This is a genomic window from Bacteroides difficilis (assembly GCF_048319815.1).
Taxonomy (GTDB): domain Bacteria; phylum Bacteroidota; class Bacteroidia; order Bacteroidales; family Bacteroidaceae; genus Bacteroides; species Bacteroides zhangwenhongii.
In genome coordinates this window covers 4,295,343-4,315,346 of sequence record NZ_CP182814.1, presented here as the reverse complement: position 1 = coordinate 4,315,346, position 20,004 = coordinate 4,295,343, and the positions used below count along the sequence as shown (strand labels likewise).

The 20,004-nt window shown below is 46.4% G+C and carries 12 protein-coding genes; 6 read left to right on the top strand and 6 right to left on the bottom strand.

Going from position 1 to position 20,004, the window contains the following annotated elements; genetic code table 11:
- Window positions 1-158 precede the first annotated feature (158 nt).
- The 4 genes from ACNOGP_RS17015 (at window position 159) to ACNOGP_RS17000 (ending at window position 9,076) form a co-directional block, all read left to right on the top strand.
- Window positions 159-2,483 (top strand): family 20 glycosylhydrolase, encoded by a 2,325-nt coding sequence (locus tag ACNOGP_RS17015; RefSeq protein ID WP_418213287.1) that lies wholly within the window; start codon window positions 159-161, stop codon window positions 2,481-2,483.
- Entirely contained in the window at window positions 2,483-4,555 is a 2,073-nt protein-coding gene (locus ACNOGP_RS17010) for a family 20 glycosylhydrolase (protein WP_418213286.1), read from the top strand. Before ACNOGP_RS17015 ends, ACNOGP_RS17010 begins: the two co-directional genes overlap by 1 nt.
- Before the next feature lie 118 nt (window positions 4,556-4,673).
- Complete coding sequence (locus ACNOGP_RS17005; protein WP_418213285.1) at window positions 4,674-7,421, top strand: SusC/RagA family TonB-linked outer membrane protein; 2,748 nt, start codon at window positions 4,674-4,676, stop codon at window positions 7,419-7,421.
- Between the two features lie 11 nt (window positions 7,422-7,432).
- Window positions 7,433-9,076, top strand: coding sequence for a RagB/SusD family nutrient uptake outer membrane protein (locus tag ACNOGP_RS17000; protein ID WP_418213284.1), 1,644 nt, complete (start codon window positions 7,433-7,435; stop codon window positions 9,074-9,076).
- 85 nt (window positions 9,077-9,161) lie between these two features.
- On the opposite strand, the gene dnaJ is transcribed toward ACNOGP_RS17000, so the two are convergent.
- The gene (dnaJ, locus tag ACNOGP_RS16995; protein WP_186967802.1) at window positions 9,162-10,352 is read right to left on the bottom strand and encodes a molecular chaperone DnaJ; all 1,191 of its coding nucleotides are present in this window, start codon (window positions 10,350-10,352) and stop codon (window positions 9,162-9,164) included.
- A 36-nt stretch (window positions 10,353-10,388) separates the two neighbouring features.
- Window positions 10,389-10,970, bottom strand: coding sequence for a nucleotide exchange factor GrpE (locus ACNOGP_RS16990; protein ID WP_022275529.1), 582 nt, complete (start codon window positions 10,968-10,970; stop codon window positions 10,389-10,391).
- 273 nt (window positions 10,971-11,243) lie between these two features.
- Between ACNOGP_RS16990 and ACNOGP_RS16985 the strand changes: the two genes are divergently transcribed.
- Window positions 11,244-12,863 (top strand): ABC-F family ATP-binding cassette domain-containing protein, encoded by a 1,620-nt coding sequence (locus tag ACNOGP_RS16985; protein WP_007759604.1) that lies wholly within the window; start codon window positions 11,244-11,246, stop codon window positions 12,861-12,863.
- Between the two features lie 58 nt (window positions 12,864-12,921).
- Here the strand turns inward: ACNOGP_RS16985 and ACNOGP_RS16980 are convergent, their stop codons facing one another.
- The 3 genes from ACNOGP_RS16980 to ACNOGP_RS16970 form a co-directional block, all read right to left on the bottom strand.
- A complete protein-coding gene (locus tag ACNOGP_RS16980; protein WP_418213283.1) occupies window positions 12,922-14,673 on the bottom strand; it encodes an AAA family ATPase in 1,752 nt (583 codons plus the stop codon).
- 149 nt (window positions 14,674-14,822) lie between these two features.
- Window positions 14,823-15,806 (bottom strand): alpha/beta hydrolase, encoded by a 984-nt coding sequence (locus ACNOGP_RS16975; protein WP_418213282.1) that lies wholly within the window; start codon window positions 15,804-15,806, stop codon window positions 14,823-14,825.
- Window positions 15,807-16,856, bottom strand: coding sequence for a leucine-rich repeat protein (locus tag ACNOGP_RS16970; RefSeq protein ID WP_195533569.1), 1,050 nt, complete (start codon window positions 16,854-16,856; stop codon window positions 15,807-15,809).
- A gap of 102 nt (window positions 16,857-16,958) precedes the next feature.
- Here ACNOGP_RS16970 and ACNOGP_RS16965 point away from each other — a divergent pair, with 102 nt between their 5' ends.
- A complete protein-coding gene (locus ACNOGP_RS16965) occupies window positions 16,959-17,855 on the top strand; it encodes a CPBP family intramembrane glutamic endopeptidase (protein ID WP_418213281.1) in 897 nt (298 codons plus the stop codon).
- On the opposite strand, the gene ACNOGP_RS16960 is transcribed toward ACNOGP_RS16965, so the two are convergent.
- Complete coding sequence (locus ACNOGP_RS16960; protein WP_418213280.1) at window positions 17,827-19,959, bottom strand: Tex family protein; 2,133 nt, start codon at window positions 19,957-19,959, stop codon at window positions 17,827-17,829. The genes ACNOGP_RS16965 and ACNOGP_RS16960 overlap by 29 nt on opposite strands.
- Between the last annotated feature and the right edge of the window lie 45 nt (window positions 19,960-20,004).

Here is a 20,004-nt window from a genome sequence, read left to right as displayed (position 1 = left end):
GAATAACGATTGGATAATTTGACTGTCGGCATACAGATTTTGTTGACTTTTCGGGGAATTTTAATAAAAAAATAATATCTTTGACACCGTTAATATTTAATGCCCCTGTGAAACCTATAAATAATTTATTAATAACTTAACACTTAATTTTTTAATTTATGAAACAACTGTTGAAATTAACCGGATGCTTGGCGGTGGCAGGGCTTTTTGCTTCTTGCCAGTCAGTTCAGCAAGAAGCTAATTATCAGGTAATTCCCTTGCCGCAGGAAATCGTTGTAGAGCAGGGAGCCCCCTTTATCCTGAAAAGCGGAGTAAAGATTCTCTATCCGGAAGGAAACGAGAAGATGCAGCGCAATGCGAAATTCCTGGCCGACTATCTGAAGACGGCTACGGGAAAAGACTTTACCATTGAGACCGGAGCAGAAGGAAAAAATGCCATTATCCTGGCTTTGGGGACAGAAAATGAGAATCCGGAAGCCTATCAATTGAAAGTTGCCGGTGACGGAGTAACCATTACCGGTTCTACGGAAGCCGGAGTATTTTATGGTATCCAGTCTTTGCGTAAATCTTTGCCTATTGCCGTGGGAGCAAATATAGCCCTCCCGGCCGTAGAAATCAAAGACGCTCCCCGTTTTGGTTATCGTGGCGCCCATTTCGATACCAGCCGTCATTTCTTCACGGTAGATGAAATAAAGACTTACATCGATATGCAGGCATTGCACAACATGAACCGTTTGCATTGGCATATCACGGACGACCAGGGATGGCGTCTGGAAATCAAGAAATACCCGAAGCTGACAGAAATCGGTTCCAATAGAACGGAAACCGTCATCGGACGCAACTCCGGTGAGTATGACGGTAAACCTTACGGTGGATTCTATACGCAGGAACAGGCAAAAGAAATTGTAGAATATGCTGCAGAACGTTACATAACCGTTGTTCCTGAAATAGACCTTCCGGGACATATGCAAGCTGCCCTTGCCGCTTATCCTGAGTTGGGTTGTACCGGTGGTCCGTACGAAGTATGGAGACAGTGGGGAGTATCCGAAGACGTGCTTTGTGCCGGAAATGATCAGGTATTGAAATTCCTCGAGGATGTATATGGAGAATTGATTGAAATCTTCCCGTCGGAATATATCCATGTGGGTGGTGACGAATGTCCGAAAGTAAGATGGGAACAATGTCCGAAGTGCCAGGCACGTGCCAAGACGTTGGGCTTGAAATCGGATAAGGAACACTCTAAAGAAGAACGTTTGCAGAGTTTCATTATCAATCATATCGAGAAATTCCTCAATGCTCACGGACGCCAGATTATCGGTTGGGATGAAATCCTTGAAGGCGGACTTGCTCCGAATGCCACTGTGATGTCATGGCGCGGCGAAAAAGGAGGTATTGAAGCCGCCAAGCAGAAACACGATGTCATCATGACTCCGAATACTTATTTATACTTCGACTACTATCAGTCTAAAGATATCGAAAATGAACCTTTCGGTATCGGAGGTTATCTGCCGATGGAAAGAGTATACAGCTACGAGCCTATGCCTGCTTCTCTTACTCTGGAGGAACAGCAATATATAAAAGGGGTACAAGCTAATCTTTGGACCGAATATATCGCTACATTCCCGCATGCGCAATATATGGTATTGCCCCGTTGGGCTGCTTTGTGTGAAGTTCAGTGGACGAATCCCGATAAGAAGAATTATGCAGACTTCCTGTCTCGTCTTCCTCAGTTAATCAAATGGTATGAAGCCGAAGGATATAATTATGCTAAACACGTCTTTGAGGTGCAAGCCCAATTTGAACCGAATCCGGCAGAAGGAACATTGGATATTACGTTATCTACTATTGATAAGACCCCTATTCATTATACTTTGGACGGTACGGAACCTACCGCTGCTTCTCCTTTGTATGAAGGTGTGTTGAAACTCAAGGAAAATGCTACCTTGTCCGCCAAAGCTATTCGTCCTTCAGGAGACAGCAAGGTGCTTACCGAGAAAATTGATTTCAGCAAATCCAGCATGAAGCCGATTGTTGCCAATCAGAAAATCAATGAACAATATATGTTCAAGGGAGCTGCTACATTGATAGACGGTCTGAAAGGAAACAGTAGTTACAAATCCGGTCGTTGGATTGCTTTCAACGGAAATGACATGGATATGACGATTGACCTCCAACAACCTGTAGAGATTTCAAGTGTGTCCATCTCTACTTGTGTTGCCAAAGGCGATTGGGTATTCGATGCGAGAACTATGTCCGTAGAAGTTTCGGATGACGGAAAGAACTTCACTAAAGTTGCTTCCGAAGAATATCCGGAAATGAAAGAAGATGATAAAGACGGTGTCTATAATCATAAGTTGACCTTTACTCCGGTGAAAACGCAGTATGTAAGAGTTATTGCATCACCGGAGAAATCAATGCCGGCATGGCATGGTGGAAAAGGTAAAAACAGTTTCTTGTTTGTAGACGAAATCAGTATTGATTAATGAATATAAGAAATAGACACGCTAAAGTTTGTCTTTTCTTATGGATATTAGGGATGTGCCTTGCGGTGCATCCCATCAAAGCACAGTCCGTAATTCCTGTTCCATTGAAAATGGAGCAGGGTGCGGACTACTTTTTTCTATCAGAAAAGACAAAACTTTATACAAACTTAGAGGGGGAAGAAGCGAGGCTTTGGGAGAACTGTCTGCAAGCACTGCCTGTTTCGTTGAAGAAAGGTTCGAAAAAGGACGTACGCCAAGTACTTTCATTGCTGATAACCGGAAAGAATGAGCGGTTGCCCTCTCCGGAAAGTTACACACTGTCCGTCACTCCCCGACGAATCATTATCCGTTCAACTTCCGGAGCCGGATTATTTTACGGAATGCAGACACTGTTACAGTTGCTTACCCCTTCGGGCACGGGCTATTCCGTCGCATCCGTTGAAATAGAGGATACTCCTCGTTTTGCTTATCGTGGTTTTATGCTCGATGTTTCCCGCCATTTCTTCTCCAAAGAATTTGTGAAGAAGCAGATAGACGCATTGGCTTTTTATAAAATAAACCGGCTTCATCTGCATCTGACTGATGCGGCAGGCTGGCGCATTGAGATAAGTAAATACCCTTTGCTCACTGACTTTGCCGCTTGGCGTACGGAGCCGAACTGGAAGAAATGGTGGAACGGTGGACGCGAATACGTTCGCTTCGATGAACCCGGAGCTTCCGGCGGTTATTATACTCAGAAAGACATTTGTGAAATACTTGAATATGCCCGTCAGCATTACATGACGGTCATCCCTGAAATAGAAATGCCTTCCCATTCGGAAGAAGTGCTGGCTGCTTATCCGCAACTGTCCTGTTCGGGCGAGCCGTACAAGAATTCGGACTTCTGTGTCGGTAATGAAGAAACCTTTGCCTTTCTCGAAAATGTGCTGACCGAAGTCATGGAACTTTTTCCGTCAGAATATATCCATATCGGTGGTGATGAGGCTGGCAAGTCGGCATGGAAAACGTGCCCGAAGTGTCAAAAGAGAATGAAGGATGAGCATCTTGCCAATGTAGATGAACTGCAAAGTTACCTGATACACCGCATTGAGAAGTTCCTCAATGCTCACGGTCGTCATTTGCTGGGATGGGACGAGATATTGCAAGGAGGTATGGCTCCCAATGCTACTGTTATGTCCTGGCGTGGAGAAGAAGGTGGGATCGCTGCCGTAACCTCCGGTCATCGGGCTGTCATGACACCTGGCGCTTATTGTTATCTGGACAGTTATCAGGATGCACCCTATTCACAGCCGGAAGCTATCGGCGGATACCTGCCATTGAAGAAAGTGTATTCGTACGATCCGGTTTCCGTTTCCCTGACTACAGAGCAGGCTAAACTTGTTTACGGTGTGCAGGGTAACTTATGGGTGGAATATATTCCCACTCCCGAACGGGTTGAATATATGATGTATCCCCGTATCCTCGCATTGGCGGAAGTGGCTTGGTCTGCTCCCGAGCGTAAGTCATGGCCGGATTTCCATGCCCGCGCCTTGAAAGCGGTGAGAGAGTTACAGGCAAAGGGGTATCATCCTTTCGATTTGAAGAATGAGATCGGCAGTCGTCCGGAATCCGTAAAACCTGTTGCCCATCTGGCATTGGGTAAGAAGATAATATATAATTCGTCGTATAGTCCCCATTATCCGGCACAGGGCAATACCGCTCTAACGGACGGCATACGTGGCGATTGGACGTATGGAGACGGTTGTTGGCAGGGATTTATTGACGGTGACCGGTTGGATGTGACAATCGATATGGAAACTGTTACTTCCATTCATTCCGTTACTGCTGCTTTCATGCAAGTGACGGGTGCGGAGGTGTTTTTGCCTGAGTCTGTCACAATCTCTGTCTCTGACGATGGAACCAATTTTACGGAATTGGAACATCGGACTTTTGAAGTCACCAAAGAAATTCCTATCCAGTTTACGGACATCTCATGGAAGGGGAATGCGACAGGAAGATACATTCGCTATCAGGCTCAAGCCGGAAAAGAGTTCGGAGGCTGGATATTCACAGATGAGATAATCGTGAAATAATCTGTGAAATAACCGTGCGGTACTCCGTGTCCCAAAAATAAAAAAAAGAAGGAATCCACTCAACTAGATTCCTTCTTTTTTTGTTATATTTATAGTATTACCTTAAAAACTAACAATTATGATACGACGACACGGTAAACTAACATTGCTCACTCTTCTTTTGTCAGCTTCGTGTAGTGATATATTCGCTCAGGAGATACCCGTTACCACGCCCATAGACTCATTGATAACTGTTGGATATGCCACCGGAAGTTTGAAAACCCTCTCCGGTTCCGTAGAGAAGATTACGGAGACACAGATGAATAAAGACCAGATAACGAACCCTTTGGAAGCAATCCGCGGACGTGTGCCGGGCTTGACCATCCAACGCGGATCAAACGGTCCGGCAGCCTTGGATGCGGTACGCCTGCGGGGAACCACCTCACTGACCAGTGGCAATGACCCTTTGATAATCGTCGACGGAGTATTTGGCGACTTGAGTATGCTCACCTCCATTTATCCTACGGATATTGAGAGCTTCACTATTCTGAAAGACGCTTCCGAAACCGCACAATACGGTTCGCGAGGAGCCTCCGGTGTGATTGAAGTCACCACTAAAAAAGGAATGAGCGGCAGAACACAGGTAGCCTACAACGGTAGCTTCGGAATTTCCACCGTCTACAAGAATCTGAAAATGCTGTCCGGCGATGAGTACCGCCGTGTTGCCTCGGAACGTGGGATTTCCATTCTGGATAAAGGAAATAACACCGATTTTCAGAAAGAGATTGAACAGACAGGACTGCAACAAAAACATCACATCGCCTTTTATGGCGGTTCCAGTGAGTCCAGCTATCGCGTTTCTCTTGGTTTCATGGATCGTCAGGGAGTGATTCTGAATGAAGACATGAAAAACTTCACTTCGAATATGAACATGAATCAGAAAATGTTCGACGGCTTCCTGAACTGCGAGCTGGGAATGTTCGGTTCCATTCAGAAGAATCATAATCTGGTGGATTATCAGAAAACGTTCTATTCGGCAGCCACATTCAACCCCACCTATCCCAACCATAAAGACCCCGTCACCAATTCTTGGGACGGAATAACGACTGCCAGCCAAATCACCAATCCATTGGCATGGATGGAAGTGCAGGACGATGATGCCACTTCGCACATCAGCACGCACGCCCGTCTGACTTTCAATCTGCTGGAAGGACTGAAACTAAACCTCTTCGGTGCCTATACCTATAATATCGTGGAAAATTCGCAATACCTCCCCACCTCCGTCTGGGCGAACGGCCAGGCTTACAAAGGAACCAAAAAGCGAGAATCCTTGCTGGGCAACATGATGCTGACCTATAAGAAAAACTGGAAAAAACATTTCTTTGACGTGTTGGCACTTGCCGAACTTCAAAAAGAAACCTACACGGGATATTATACAACAGTAAGCAATTTCAGCACCGACAAATTCGGGTATAATAATCTTCAGGCAGGCGCACTCCGCTTGTGGGAAGGCACTAATTCTTACTACGACCAACCCCGTCTGGCATCTTTCATGGGACGTTTCAACTATACATACGCCGACCGCTACGTACTGACGCTGAACGCCCGTACAGATGCTTCCTCCAAATTCGGAGCGAACCATAAATGGGGATTCTTCCCCTCCGCATCTGCCGCATGGGTGATTAGTGAAGAAGAATTTATGAAGCAGTTGCCGATGGTGGATAATCTGAAATTCCGTATTGGCTACGGTCTGGCAGGTAATCAGAGCGGGATTGACTCATACACTACATTGAACCTTGTAAAGCCGAACGGTGTAGTCCCCGTCGGAAACTCCGCCGTCGTATCTTTAGGAGACTTACGGAACACGAATCCCGACCTGAAATGGGAAGTGAAACATACCTTTAATACCGGTATCGACGTAGCTCTTTTCGGCAACCGCCTGCTGCTTTCCGCCAACTATTACAACTCCCGAACCACAGACATGCTTTACCTTTACAACGTAAGCGTACCGCCTTTCACCTATAACACCTTACTTGCCAACATCGGTTCCATGCGCAACTGGGGTACGGAAATCGCCATCGGCATCACCCCCTTGAAGACCAAGGATATGGAACTGAATATCAATGCCAATATCACTTTCCAGCGCAACAAACTGCTCTCATTAAGCGGTATGTACAACGGCGAAATGCTTTCTGCCCCCGAATATAAAAGTCTTGCCAGCCTCGACGGAGCCGGCTTTCACGGAGGATACAACCACATCGTATATCAGATGGTGGGTCAACCGTTGGGCGTGTTCTATCTTCCCCACAGTACGGGACTCGAATCCGATGGAAACGGTGGATACACCTATGGCATCGCCGATCTGAATGGCGGAGGTGTCAGCCTTGAAGATGGTGAAGACCGCTATGTGGCAGGACAAGCCGTACCTAAAACGATTCTTGGCTCCAACATCAGTTTCCGCTACAAGCGTTTCGACCTGTCTTTGCAGATTAACGGAGCTTTCGGACATAAAATCTACAACGGAACCTCCCTGACCTATATGAACATGAATATATTTCCCGACTATAACGTAATGAAGAAAGCCCCGAAACAGAACATCAAGGATCAAACCGCCACCGACTATTGGTTGGAAAAGGGAGATTATGTCAACTTCGACTATGTGACGCTGGGTTGGAACGTGCCGATTGAGAAAGTACAGAAACTGAAGAAATATGTCCGTTCCCTGCGTCTGGCATTTACAGTCAACAACCTGGCAACCATTTCCGGTTATTCGGGACTTTCACCCATGATTAACAGTTCAACGGTGAACTCCACTTTAGGCGTGGATGATAAACGGGGATATCCGTTGGCGCGGACGTACACACTGGGATTGAGTATTAACTTTTAATGGAGGAGGAGATGATGAAACAATATATGAAAAATAAAAGTCGGTTAGGATTCTTTCTGGCAATGTGCCTGGGTTTATTCTCATGTAGTAAGTTTTTGGAGGAAAATCCGAAAGATAAGTTACCCGAAGATGACGTTTACAATACAATCTCGGAAGTATATCTCAATGCAGTAGCTTCGCTTTATACATACGTAGGCGGTTATAGTGATAGTCAGGGATTGCAGGGAACGGGTAGGGGAGTCTACGACCTGAACACCTTTACCTCCGACGAAGCCATTATCCCCACCCGTGGAGGTGACTGGTATGACGGTGGTTTTTGGCAAGGACTTTACCTGCACGATTGGGGAATAGAGAATGATGCCATTCAGGCTACATGGGAATATCTCTATAAAGTCGTCATGTTAAGTAACAAATCACTGGAACGGATAGACAAATTCGCCGAAACTCATTCCGCTACGGAACTGCCGGCATACCGTGCCGAAGTACGTGCCATGCGGGCTATGTATTATTATTACCTGATGGATTTGTTCGGACGCATCCCGCTAGTTCAATCCTCTTCCGTAGCAATGAAAGATGTAGTGCAAAGTGAACGGAAAACGGTCTTTGACTTTGTTGTCAAGGAATTGCAAGAGGCGGCTCCTTTGTTGAGCGATGCACATAGCAACCAGTCCGGCCCTTACTATGGCCGTATCACTCGCCCCGTGGTAACTTTCCTACTGGTCAAACTGGCTTTGAACTCCGAAGTTTATACAGACAATGATTGGACGGACGGACAACGCCCGGATGGAAAAAATATAAAGTTCACAGTGAACGGCAGCGAACTCAATGCCTGGGAAACAGTCATCTACTATTGTGACCAACTCAAGACTATGGGCTACAAACTGGAACCGGAATACGAAACGAATTTCTCTATATTCAACGAACCGTCCGTAGAGAATGTCTTCACTATCCCGATGAATAAAACTCTGTACACCAACCAGATGCAATATCTCTTCCGTTCCCGCCACTATAATCACGCCAAGGCTTACGGACTAAGCGGTGAGAACGGTCCCAGCGCCACCATTGAAGCCCTCGAAGCTTTCGGTTATGAAACCGCGGAACAAGATCCCCGTTTTGATATTTGCTATTTTGCAGGAATTGTCCACGACCTGAAAGGAAACATAATCAAACTGGATAATGGAACGGTACTGGAATATCTGCCCTGGAAAGTATCTCTGGATATAACAGACACCCCATACGAACAAACCGCAGGAGCCCGCATGAAAAAGTATGAAGTCGACCCGACTGCCACAAAAGACGGTAAGTTGATGGAGAATGACATTGTATTGTTCCGCTATGCAGACGCTTTGTTGATGAAGAGTGAAGCGAAAGTCCGGAACGGAGCAAACGGAGATGAAGAACTCAATGAAGTTCGTAGCCGTGTCAACGCTTCTCCTCGCACTGCCACTTTAGAGAATATCCTTGCCGAACGTCAGCTGGAACTGGCTTGGGAAGGATGGAGACGTCAGGACCTAGTCCGCTTCGGGAAGTTTACAAGAGCTTACAGCAGCCGTCCGCAACTGCCGGATGAGGCAAGTGGATATACAACTGTATTCCCTATACCGGAGAAAATACGGGTGATGAACACGAATTTGACACAGAACCTGGGATATTAATACCTGTAGACGTCTTATCGTGTGTCATAATGAATAGTAATACGCAGGTTTACTATTCATTATGTCGCACCTTCTCATAAAAAAATTAGTCGAAGAAACTCTTGAACTTCTTGAAAATCTTCTCCTTCACCGAAGTGCTGGGCTTGAAGTTATCGGAAGTTTCCATTTTTTCCAATGTACTTTTTTCCTCCTTATTGAGCGTTTCCGGCACATAAATACTGACATTTACGAGTAAATCTCCCGTTCCGTATCCATTCACATTTGGCAATCCCTTGCCGCGCAGGCGAAGTACTTTGCCCGGTTGTGTGCCCGAATCAATCTTCACTTTTACTTTGCCGTCGATGGTCGGAATCTCCACAGCACCGCCTAACGCGGCAGTCGGGAAACTCAACAACAGATTATAAATCAAGTCGTTCTCATCGCGAATCAAGTCCGGATGTTGTTCTTCCTCTACAAGAATCAGCAAGTCACCCGGCACACCGTTATGTTTACCGGCATTACCCTTGCCACCCATAGAAAGCTGCATACCTTCAGCTACTCCGGCAGGGATTTTCACCGTTACTACTTCTTCACCGTAGATGATTCCGTCGCCACCACACTTCTTACACTTGTTCTTGATGATCTTACCTTCACCGCCACAAGTAGAACACGTGACGCGAGTCTGCATCGTGCCCAAAATCGTCTGCTGATTACGGATCACCGAACCGCTACCCTTACAAGTAGGACACGTTTCCGAACCTCCGTCACCTTCGGCGCCCGAACCGTGGCACTGATCGCACGGAACATATTTCTTTAATTTAAACTTCTTTTCCACTCCCGTAGAGATCTCCTTCAAAGTCAGTTTCACTTTGACGCGAAGATCGCTACCCCGATACCGGCGTTGCTGTGAGCCTCCACCGCCTCCACCGAATCCGCTAAAACCTCCGAAGCCACCTCCGAAACCGCCACCGCGACCTCCGAAGATATCACCGAACATGGAGAAAATATCATCCATCGACATGCCTTCGCCACCGAAACCGCCGAACGGCCCTCCATTTCCTGCCGCACCGCTCACTCCCGCATGACCGAACTGGTCATAACGCGAACGTTTTTCCGGATTGCTCAATACATCATACGCTTCCGCAGCTTCCTTAAACTTCTCTTCCGCCTCCTTGTCGCCAGGATTCTTGTCGGGGTGATATTGAATCGCTTTTTTGCGGTAAGCCTTTTTTATTTCTTCTACTGTGGCCGTCTTTGTCACCTCCAGTACTTCGTAATAGTCTCTTTTTTCTGCCATGCTTCTTTAAAAAAATATGAGTTTTATGGGTTGTCCTTATTCCCCTACTACCACTTTAGCGTGGCGGAGCACTTTGTCGTTCAATGTATAACCCGTTTGTACACAATCCAGAATCTTACCTTTCTGTTCCTCAGATGGTGCAGGGATTACTGCGATGGCTTCGTGATAATCGGTATCCAACGGTTGGTCTTTAGTCTCGATAACCTTTACACCGTTTTGCCCCAATACAGCCATGAATTTATTATAAATCAGCTCGACACCTTCTTTCACGGCACTCACATCGGTTGCCGTCTCCATCGTTTTGATGGCACGCTCGAAGTCATCCACTATCGGAAGAATGCTGCTGAGACTTTTTTCTCCACCGTTCAGAATCAGTTCCGCCTTTTCCTTCATGGTGCGTTTACGATAATTGTCGAACTCGGCGGACAGGCGCAGATATTTGTCCTTCTGCTCATCAATAGTCTCCTGAGCCTTTTCCAATTCCTTTTCCAACTCCTCTTCGTGCGTCAGTGGAGCCGCCTCTTCAGCTTGTTCGTTTTGCGGTTGTTCATCCGCACCGTTCTGAGTTTCTTCAACGTTTAGTTCTTCTTCCTTCACTTTTTTTTCTTTTGGATCCATTTTGGTATTTACTATTTAACTAGTTACTATTTATTGTTTAAAAACACGTTATCTTTTTTAGAGATACCGTCTATTCGACATACCGGACTGACCGGATGTCATTAGTCTTGCTTGCAAAAACTTTGCCAAGTCGGCGTTTTTGCCAGAAAACGCAGCAAAGGTAACACTTTTATGTCAGATTGGCACATATCGGATAGCTCATAATTCATTTTAAATGTCTACCTTTGCACGCTCAAATAGTAAATAGTAACTAGTAAAATAGTAAATAATAAGATGATTACAGTTTCAAACGTTTCGGTACAGTTTGGTAAAAGAGTGTTGTTTAATGACGTAAACCTGAAGTTTACAAGTGGTAACTGTTATGGTATTATCGGTGCGAACGGTGCGGGAAAGTCTACGTTTCTCCGTACGATTTACGGAGATCTGGACCCTACAACAGGTACGATTGCGCTCGGACCGGGCGAACGTCTCTCAGTGTTGAGTCAGGACCACTTCAAGTGGGATTCATATACCGTCATGGATACCGTCATGATGGGACATACCGTGTTGTGGGACATCATGAAGCAACGCGAAGAATTGTATGCAAAAGAAGATTTCACAGACGAAGACGGACTGAAAGTATCCGAATTGGAAGAAAAATTTGCCGAGTTGGACGGATGGAATGCCGAAAGTGACGCAGCCATGTTGCTGAGCGGATTGGGCATTAAAGAAGACAAACACTATACATTGATGGGTGAACTGAGCGGTAAAGAAAAAGTTCGTGTCATGCTGGCTCAGGCGTTGTACGGAAATCCGGACAATCTTTTGCTCGACGAGCCTACCAATGACTTGGATATGGAGACGGTAACCTGGTTGGAGGAATATCTTTCCAATTTCGAACATACGGTATTGGTGGTGAGTCACGACCGTCACTTCCTCGACTCCGTATGTACGCACACCGTAGATATTGACTATGGAAAAATCAATATGTTTGCCGGTAACTATAGTTTCTGGTACGAATCCAGCCAGTTGGCTCTCCGTCAGCAGCAGAACCAGAAGGCAAAGGCGGAAGAGAAGAAGAAAGAGTTGGAAGAGTTTATCCGTCGGTTCAGTGCGAACGTAGCGAAGAGCAAGCAGACTACTAGTCGTAAGAAAATGCTTGAGAAGTTGAATATAGAAGAAATCAAACCTTCTTCACGTAAGTATCCGGGCATTATTTTTACTCCTGAACGTGAGCCGGGTAACCAGATTCTGGAGGTTTCCGGACTGAGTAAGAAGACGGAGGAAGGCGTAGTGCTCTTCAACGACGTGAACTTTAACATAGAGAAAGGTGACAAGGTAGTATTCCTCTCACGCAATCCGCGCGCGATGACAGCTTTGTTTGAGATCATTAACGGAAATATGAAACCGGATGCAGGGCATTTCAACTGGGGAGTGACTATCACGACTGCTTATCTGCCGCTGGATAACACCGACTTCTTCAATACCGACCTGAATCTGGTAGATTGGTTGAGTCAGTTCGGAGAAGGCAACGAGGTATATATGAAAGGCTTTCTTGGCCGTATGCTTTTCTCCGGCGAAGAGGTGCTGAAGAAAGTAAGCGTGCTCTCCGGAGGTGAAAAGATGCGTTGTATGATTGCTCGTATGCAGCTTCGCAATGCAAACTGCCTCATTCTGGATACTCCTACCAATCACCTGGACTTGGAATCTATTCAGGCTTTCAATAACAACCTGAAGACATATAAGGGAAATATCCTTTTCTCATCTCATGACCACGAATTTATCCAGACCGTTGCCAACCGCATCATCGAACTGACACCGAACGGTATCATTGACAAGATGATGGAATATGACGAATATATCACTTCCGACCATATTAAGGAATTGCGGGCGAAGATGTACGGAGACAAATAAGTGACCACTTAAAAGAAAGAGAGGGTCAGTTCATTTGAATGAATGAACTGACCCTCTGTTATTCTACCTCTTCCATCAGCGCCAGTTCCCAGCTTCTCCATACGACCGTTGTCAGTTTCAGTTTCCCTTTCTGACGGGCTTCCGCCACACATTCGTCCTTGCTATAACGGATCAGCTGCTCCCGCGCTTCATCGGCAAGCTCCCTTATTTCCTTTTCCGGAGCACCGGCTTTCGCATACTTCACTTCCAGCAGATAAGTGTAGGGTGGAGATACAGGTACGGCCGGACTGGGTTTGAAGAAGAAATCTGCAAAGCCTTTGTTCATTTCATATTCCGGATACAGTTGATAATAGCGGAACATACTTAGATAGGCGAGTAGGAATCCTTTGATATGGGCTTCCCCTTCTATATATTCCCTTATCCGGCTCTGCTCCCGGATGGCCTCTGCCACAAATTCGAACAACGGTTTCCATTCTCCCTTGAAGGACATATTCTCAAAAAGCGTCAGCAACTGGTTCACGTCGAGCTTGAAAATATCATGACGGGCATATCCTTGAATCAGGAAATTGAATAACTGTTCGCGAACCACCAGATTGGGAACGTGCAGGATGGGACGCCCCATCATATCGACCCCTTTAATAGAAAGCATTCCGAAATAGAACAGCAAAGATTTAAAGTTGCTTACGTTCGTCATTTCCAGTGCGGAGAAATGAGTGACAATATCGGTTATTATTTCTCCCTTTTCCGCAATCTCCTTGATGACAGAGAAATTCTCTCCCAGTCCGTGGTCAAGACGGATGAGGTAGGCAAGCTTGTTAAAGTCCGTACGGATATTCGGATCTACAATCTCGTCCGGTTTGACTCCGTGCAATATCAATGACTTCATGCAATAGAGCACCATGTCCGAGTTGAACATGCAATCCGCTAATTTATTTTTGCTGAAGCAATAATTGTCATAGTTTGGTTTCATCATTGCCACCGTGTCGTCTATGGACATAGGAAGAGCTCCTTGTTCCTTATAATAGGCCAGCATTTCCCGCAGTTCCTTCTCGCTGAACCCCACCAAGTCGTTAAACCAGGGATCGTTTGTGATATTCGTTCCTATGTTGAATCCGCTTGTCACGTCGTCCATCGTCACCGGGCTTACTCCCGTGATAAACAGTCTGTTGACGGCGGATCCCATTCCCGTGGTGGCGGCTTTTATTACATTGAAGAATCTCCGGATATACCCTTCACCATGCGTCGCTTTCCGATATAAGTCCGTTCCGTAAGTCGATAGGATGGTATTCGTGAAATTATCGTATTCATCGATCAGTAGATATATTTTGATGTTCCCCTTGAGGGTGGCATACGAATTGATGGCGGATAACAATGCTCCCGGTTCTTCAAGCGTCTCCGCATTCAGCACATCCCAGATTTCCTTTCCCAATATCTGTTCGTACTTTTGCAGAAAATGTCTGAGCTTCCCGCAGCAATGCATCCGGAAAGACTCCTCCACCTCATTGATATTCGAGCTCACCTCCGAGAAATTGAATCTCATGATGAGAAACTGGTTATGTATGGGTGTGGGATGTTGCCCGATATACAGCTTCCCGAACAATTCGTCGAACTGGTCAGCGTAACGGACATCATAGTACGCCTCCAACATCGCCAGCGTGAGGCTTTTCCCGAAACGTCGGGGGCGGATGAGGAAGAGATAAGACGGCTGCATTTCTATCTTTTCGATAAACATCGTCTTATCCACATAATAATAGTTTTCTTTTTGGATGCGTCCGAAATCCGTCAATCCGTATGGTATTTGTTTCATCATATTGCGATTCCCTTCTTTAATTCATATCGAAGCAAATATACGGAAAACGGATGAAAGTGGCATTTTTAAAGCCACTTATTTATTCGTTTATTTGTTATTTTGTAAGAAAACAGCTGTTTTTATCTCCATAGTTGAGTTTTGATTACTTTTTATTTGCCAAGAAATTCCACTGTATGCTTCACCGCTTCATTGAAAGCTGTTTCTTGACCGGACACAGTGATAAACAAATGCACTGCCGAGGGAAATTCGAGTCGGGTAGCATTCACGCCAAGAGAAGTGATACGGTCGATAAACTCTTTCCCTTGGCAAGCCAGGATATCTCGTCCGGCTGCGATAAGGAGTGTACGAGGTAGTTTTTTCAAGGTTTTGTCTGTGGCCGACATGGGGGATATTTCCGGATTGTGTATCCTATCGGGTGATGACTCATAACTTTGGTTGAACGCCTCCATTAAATCTCCGTCCAGCCCGAATCCCTTGTCGTACTTCTGCCATGAAGGGGTATGGTCATTCCATGCCTTCACAACGGGATAGAAAAGCAAAAGCCCCGCTATATCCCCTTCGTTCATTCTCAATGTGGAAGAAATGGCGAGATTGCCGCCGGAACTATCACCGCCTACCATAATCCGGTTGGGAGAACATCCCCAACGGGCTGCATTCTTTATTGCAAAGCTGATCGCTTCCTCACAATCGTCAAGCGGTGTCGGATAAGGGTGTTCGGGGGATAAACGATAGTCAACAGCGAGGACACTTATGCCGCTTCTCGAACAGACTTCGCTGCAAAACCGGGCACAACTGTTCAAACTGCCGATTGTCCATCCTCCGCCATGCAGATAGATAAGCAATGTATTGTTGGTGGAAGTGGTAGGGGTGTAAAGCCTCAGATTACCGGCGGGCTCTGTCACTTTTACATTTGCGGGATAAGTAGGTTTGCCATTACGCGCATTTCTTACATTTTCCAACTTCTTCGTATTTCCGTTGATAGCTGTAAATATAGCGTCACGCTGTGTGGGCTGCAGCGTCGGACTCATCCGTGCCATGAACGCGTCTGCCTCTTTCCGCATCACCGAGTCTTTGGGCTCGTCAGCGACGGGTATCCCCATGAGAGATACCGCCATTATCGTTGTTAGAATCATTTATTTCTTATAAATCAACTTGCTCGGCACTCCTTCGCCAAACAAACTGTCTCCGACGGTCGTAATCTTATCTCCGGTAGCCACTACATAGCGAAGATTGTCGCATCCCATAAATGCGCCGAACTCAATAGCCGTCACACCGGCGGGAAGTTCCAATGTGCCGCACAGACGGCCGCAATTACTGAATACACGTTGACCGATAGATTTCAGATTGCGGGGCAGTTTTATTTTCAGCAGGTATTTCTTCTGTGAGAAAGTGAAGTCGGGGATGGCCGTTGCGTTTGTTTTTGAAATGTCGACCGCTACCAGATTCGGCATATAGTCGCGGATTAGTTTGAAATCGGCGTTGTCCAGTTTGCCTTCTACAGTCAGGAAATTGATGTCTCTAGGTTGTAATCCGGCTTTCAGAATCTCTTCTTCCAATTTGCCCATCAGTCCCACTTGCAAGGTTGCTTCTACCGGTTCACCCTCGATGAAAGCGAAGTTCTGCCATCTGTCCTTATTACGGTAAGAATCGCTGCTGCCTAGAGGTACGAAGATGGCGGTAACGCTGTCCGCCAACGCTTCCGGCAACAGATTGGGAGCTGTCTTTTTGCGAATCTGACAGATTCTCAAGTTTTCGCAACCTTTGAAGGCTGCATCCTCTATGTTTTTGGTTTTTTCCGAAAGTATTATCTTCTCCAGCGTCTTCTTGCCTTTGGTTACTCCGTCTACAACATTTGAGAATGCGTATGCGGGAATGAAATTCGGCATATAAATGTAGAACTTTCCGTTGGGGTAAGTGCCCGCCTTGCCGCTGTACATCTTGATCTCGGCATTCGAGATGTCCAGTACTTTCAGACTGGCGAATTCGTCACGCAGATGTCGGAAGTCTTCTGCATTCAGCTTACCGGTCAGGGTGAGATGGGTGACGGCGTTGGCTTCATCCTCCGTCATCATGGAAATAAGTGTGCCGGGTTTGCTTACATAATAAGTTTTACTCACTTGTGCTACTGCTCCTAAAGCGTTGGCTGCCAATAAAAAGCTTATCAATAGTAGTTTAATTTTCATAATCATGCGAATTTGTTCTGACAAATATAGGAAAAAACGAAATTATATGATGTTTTTTTATGTTTTATATCTAATTTTGCAGTTGGATTAACAAATTGTAAAATGACGGCAGAAGATATTGTGGAGAAAAAAGAACCTAAGAGACTTCCTGTATGGGCGTGTATCCCACTGTTTATAGGAATATTTTTCATATTTATGGGATTGTACGGCACGCTGGCGAGAGGATTCTTGTCGATGGTGCTTGGAGTGGAAGCCCGTCATCCGGGATTGGTGGGGTATATTTTGCTGGAAAGCAGTATGCTGCTGGCTGTTCTCACTGCCGCCGCTATCATGTTACGTTTTGAACGCCGTCCGTTCTCTGACTTGGGGCTGTCCGTCAGAGGACATACGAAAGGGTTGTGGTACGGGTTTCTGATGGCTGTCCTGTTGTATGTGGTAGGCTTCGGTCTGTCGTTGGCTATGGGCGAAGTGGAAGTAGTCGGTTTTCAGTTCAAGGCTTGGGATTTAGCGGGGGCGTGGGTGTTTTTCCTGCTTGTCGCAGTGTTTGAAGAGATTCTGATGCGTGGCTATATATTGGGACGTTTATTACATACTCGTCTGAATAAATTCCTTTCCCTGTTTATCTCGGCATCGTTATTCGCATTCCTGCATATTTTTAATCCTGAAATAAATGCCTTGCCGATGATCAACCTTTTGTTGGCAGGCATGTTGCTGGGTGCTTCTTATTTATATACGCGGAACCTTTGTTTCCCGATTTCCCTCCATCTTTTCTGGAATTGGATACAAGGTCCGGTTCTGGGCTATCAGGTGAGCGGCAACAATTTTGTGTTTACTATGCTGAAACTGAATATGCCCGAAAATAATGTGCTGAATGGCGGAGCCTTCGGTTTTGAAGGCTCGCTCATTTGCACGGTACTGATGATTCTGTTTACTGTTCTTATTATCTGGTGGGGTGAGAAAAGAACGGCGATCAGTCTTGCGGTACACCGATCATGCTAAGCTGAATCCGTTTGCGGTCGGTATCTACGTTCATCACTCTGACCATGACGTGCTGGTGGATGGAAACGATTTCCGTAGGATCGGAAATGTAACGTTCCGCCAATTGGGAGAGGTGTACAAGACCGTTCTCCTTGATACCTATATCGACGAAAGCTCCGAAATTGGTGATGTTTCCTACAATGCCCGGAAGAATCATACCTTCGCGTAAATCGGCTATGGTACGTACATTCTTGTCGAATTCAAATACTTTGATGGCTTTTCGCGGGTCGCGTCCGGGCTTTTCGAGTTCCTGCATAATATCCTGTAAGGTAGGCAGGCCAACGACGGGAGTGACGTAATCGGAGATATTGATTTTCCGGCGGAGGTCCTTGTCGGCTATCAGCTCATTGACAGTACATTTCAGATCCTTTGCCATCTGTTCCACAATATGGTAACTTTCCGGATGCACGGCCGTATTGTCGAGCGGATTCTTTGCTCCGGGAATACGGAGGAATCCGGCACACTGCTCGAAAGCTTTGGCGCCCATACGCGGAACTTTCATCAGTTCTTTGCGGGAGTTGAAGGCTCCATTCTCGGCACGATAATTGACGATATTTTGCGCCAGTTGAGGACCTAATCCGGAAATGTAAGTCAACAGATGGCTACTGGCTGTATTCAGGTTCACTCCTACGAGGTTTACGCAATTCTCTACGGTCTGGTCGAGCGCTTTCTTTAATTTTGTCTGGTCTACATCATGCTGATACTGACCTACTCCGATGGACTTGGGATCTATCTTGACTAATTCCGCCAATGGATCCATCAGACGGCGGCCGATGGAAACGGCACCTCTGACCGTCACATCGTAGTCAGGAAATTCGTCGCGGGCGATCTTGGAAGCCGAATAGATGGAAGCCCCCTGTTCGCTGACTACAAATACAGGAATCTGACGGTCGAATGTCTGTTGGTTGATAAAGTCCTCCGTTTCGCGGCTGGCCGTTCCGTTGCCGATGGAGATAGCTTCGATCTGGTAGGCTTCGACCATCTTACGGAGTTTCGAAGCGGCTTCACCGGTCTTGCCGACCGGAGGATGCGGATAAATGTTTTCATTATGCAGCAGATTACCTTGAGCGTCGAGACAAACAACCTTGCAACCGGTACGGAAACCGGGATCGATGGCGAGTACCCGCTTCTGTCCCAATGGGGCGGCAAGGAGTAGCTGGCGGAGGTTCTCCGTGAAGACGCGGATGGCTTCGTCGTCGGCTTTCTCTTTTGATTGTGCGGCAAATTCCGTTTCGATGGAAGGTTTGAGCAGACGTTTGTAGGCGTCGATAGCAGCCTCGCTCACTTGCTCGCTGCATTCATTGTTACCACGTACGAATTGGCGTTCCAGACGTTCGATGCACGCCTCGTCGTCCGGAGTGATGGACACTTTCAGCAGCCCTTCGGCTTCGGCACGGCGGATGGCAAGCAGGCGATGGGAAGTGCAGCGTTTCAAAGGTTCGGAAAAATCGAAATAGTCCCGGTATTTGGCGGCCTCTTCTTCTTTGCCTTTAACTACTTTAGCGTTGATTTCCGCCTGGCGGCTGAATTGATTGCGGACAGCGTTACGGGCACGTTCGTCTTCGTTCACTTGCTCGGCTATGATATCGCGAGCCCCTTTCAACGCGTCTTCCACATCTTTTACCTCTCCCTTGACGAATGAGGCGGCACGGGCGCTCAGGTTGTTTTCCCTCTGTAATAGCAGTAGGGTGGCAAGCGGCTCCAACCCTTTCTGACGGGCGGCTTCGGCACGTGTCTTACGTTTGGGCTTGTAGGGGAGGTAGATATCCTCCAGTTCTGTCGGATTCCAGGTGTCGTTGATACGTTTCTCCAGCTCGGCGGTGAGTTTTCCTTGTTCGGTGATGGTGCCGAGAATAGTCTCTTTCCGTTTGGCTATGTCGCACAACTTATCATGTTGCTCTTTGATCTGTTCTATCTGAACTTCATCCAGCCCGCCTGTAGCTTCTTTGCGGTAGCGGCTGATGAAAGGAATCGTAGCGCCTTCACCCAGAAGGTGGAGGGTACTGCTTATTTGTTTTTCCGATATGCCTGACAGTTCGGAAATCATCTTGTGAAATAATTCCATAAATTGTATTTTTTGAGAATAAATGAGCGACAAAAATACACATTA

Excerpts from the sequence above, each read along its gene's own strand:
- ACNOGP_RS17015 (WP_418213287.1), top strand. The coding sequence starts at position 159 with ATGAAACAACTGTTGAAATTAACCGGATGCTTGGCGGTGGCAGGGCTT.
- ACNOGP_RS17010 (WP_418213286.1), top strand. The coding sequence starts at position 2,483 with ATGAATATAAGAAATAGACACGCTAAAGTTTGTCTTTTCTTATGGATA.
- ACNOGP_RS17005 (WP_418213285.1), top strand. The coding sequence starts at position 4,674 with ATGATACGACGACACGGTAAACTAACATTGCTCACTCTTCTTTTGTCA.
- ACNOGP_RS17000 (WP_418213284.1), top strand. The coding sequence starts at position 7,433 with ATGATGAAACAATATATGAAAAATAAAAGTCGGTTAGGATTCTTTCTG.
- dnaJ (WP_186967802.1), bottom strand. The coding sequence starts at position 10,352 with ATGGCAGAAAAAAGAGACTATTACGAAGTACTGGAGGTGACAAAGACG.
- ACNOGP_RS16990 (WP_022275529.1), bottom strand. The coding sequence starts at position 10,970 with ATGGATCCAAAAGAAAAAAAAGTGAAGGAAGAAGAACTAAACGTTGAA.
- ACNOGP_RS16985 (WP_007759604.1), top strand. The coding sequence starts at position 11,244 with ATGATTACAGTTTCAAACGTTTCGGTACAGTTTGGTAAAAGAGTGTTG.
- ACNOGP_RS16980 (WP_418213283.1), bottom strand. The coding sequence starts at position 14,673 with ATGATGAAACAAATACCATACGGATTGACGGATTTCGGACGCATCCAA.
- ACNOGP_RS16975 (WP_418213282.1), bottom strand. The coding sequence starts at position 15,806 with ATGATTCTAACAACGATAATGGCGGTATCTCTCATGGGGATACCCGTC.
- ACNOGP_RS16970 (WP_195533569.1), bottom strand. The coding sequence starts at position 16,856 with ATGAAAATTAAACTACTATTGATAAGCTTTTTATTGGCAGCCAACGCT.
- ACNOGP_RS16965 (WP_418213281.1), top strand. The coding sequence starts at position 16,959 with ATGACGGCAGAAGATATTGTGGAGAAAAAAGAACCTAAGAGACTTCCT.
- ACNOGP_RS16960 (WP_418213280.1), bottom strand. The coding sequence starts at position 19,959 with ATGGAATTATTTCACAAGATGATTTCCGAACTGTCAGGCATATCGGAA.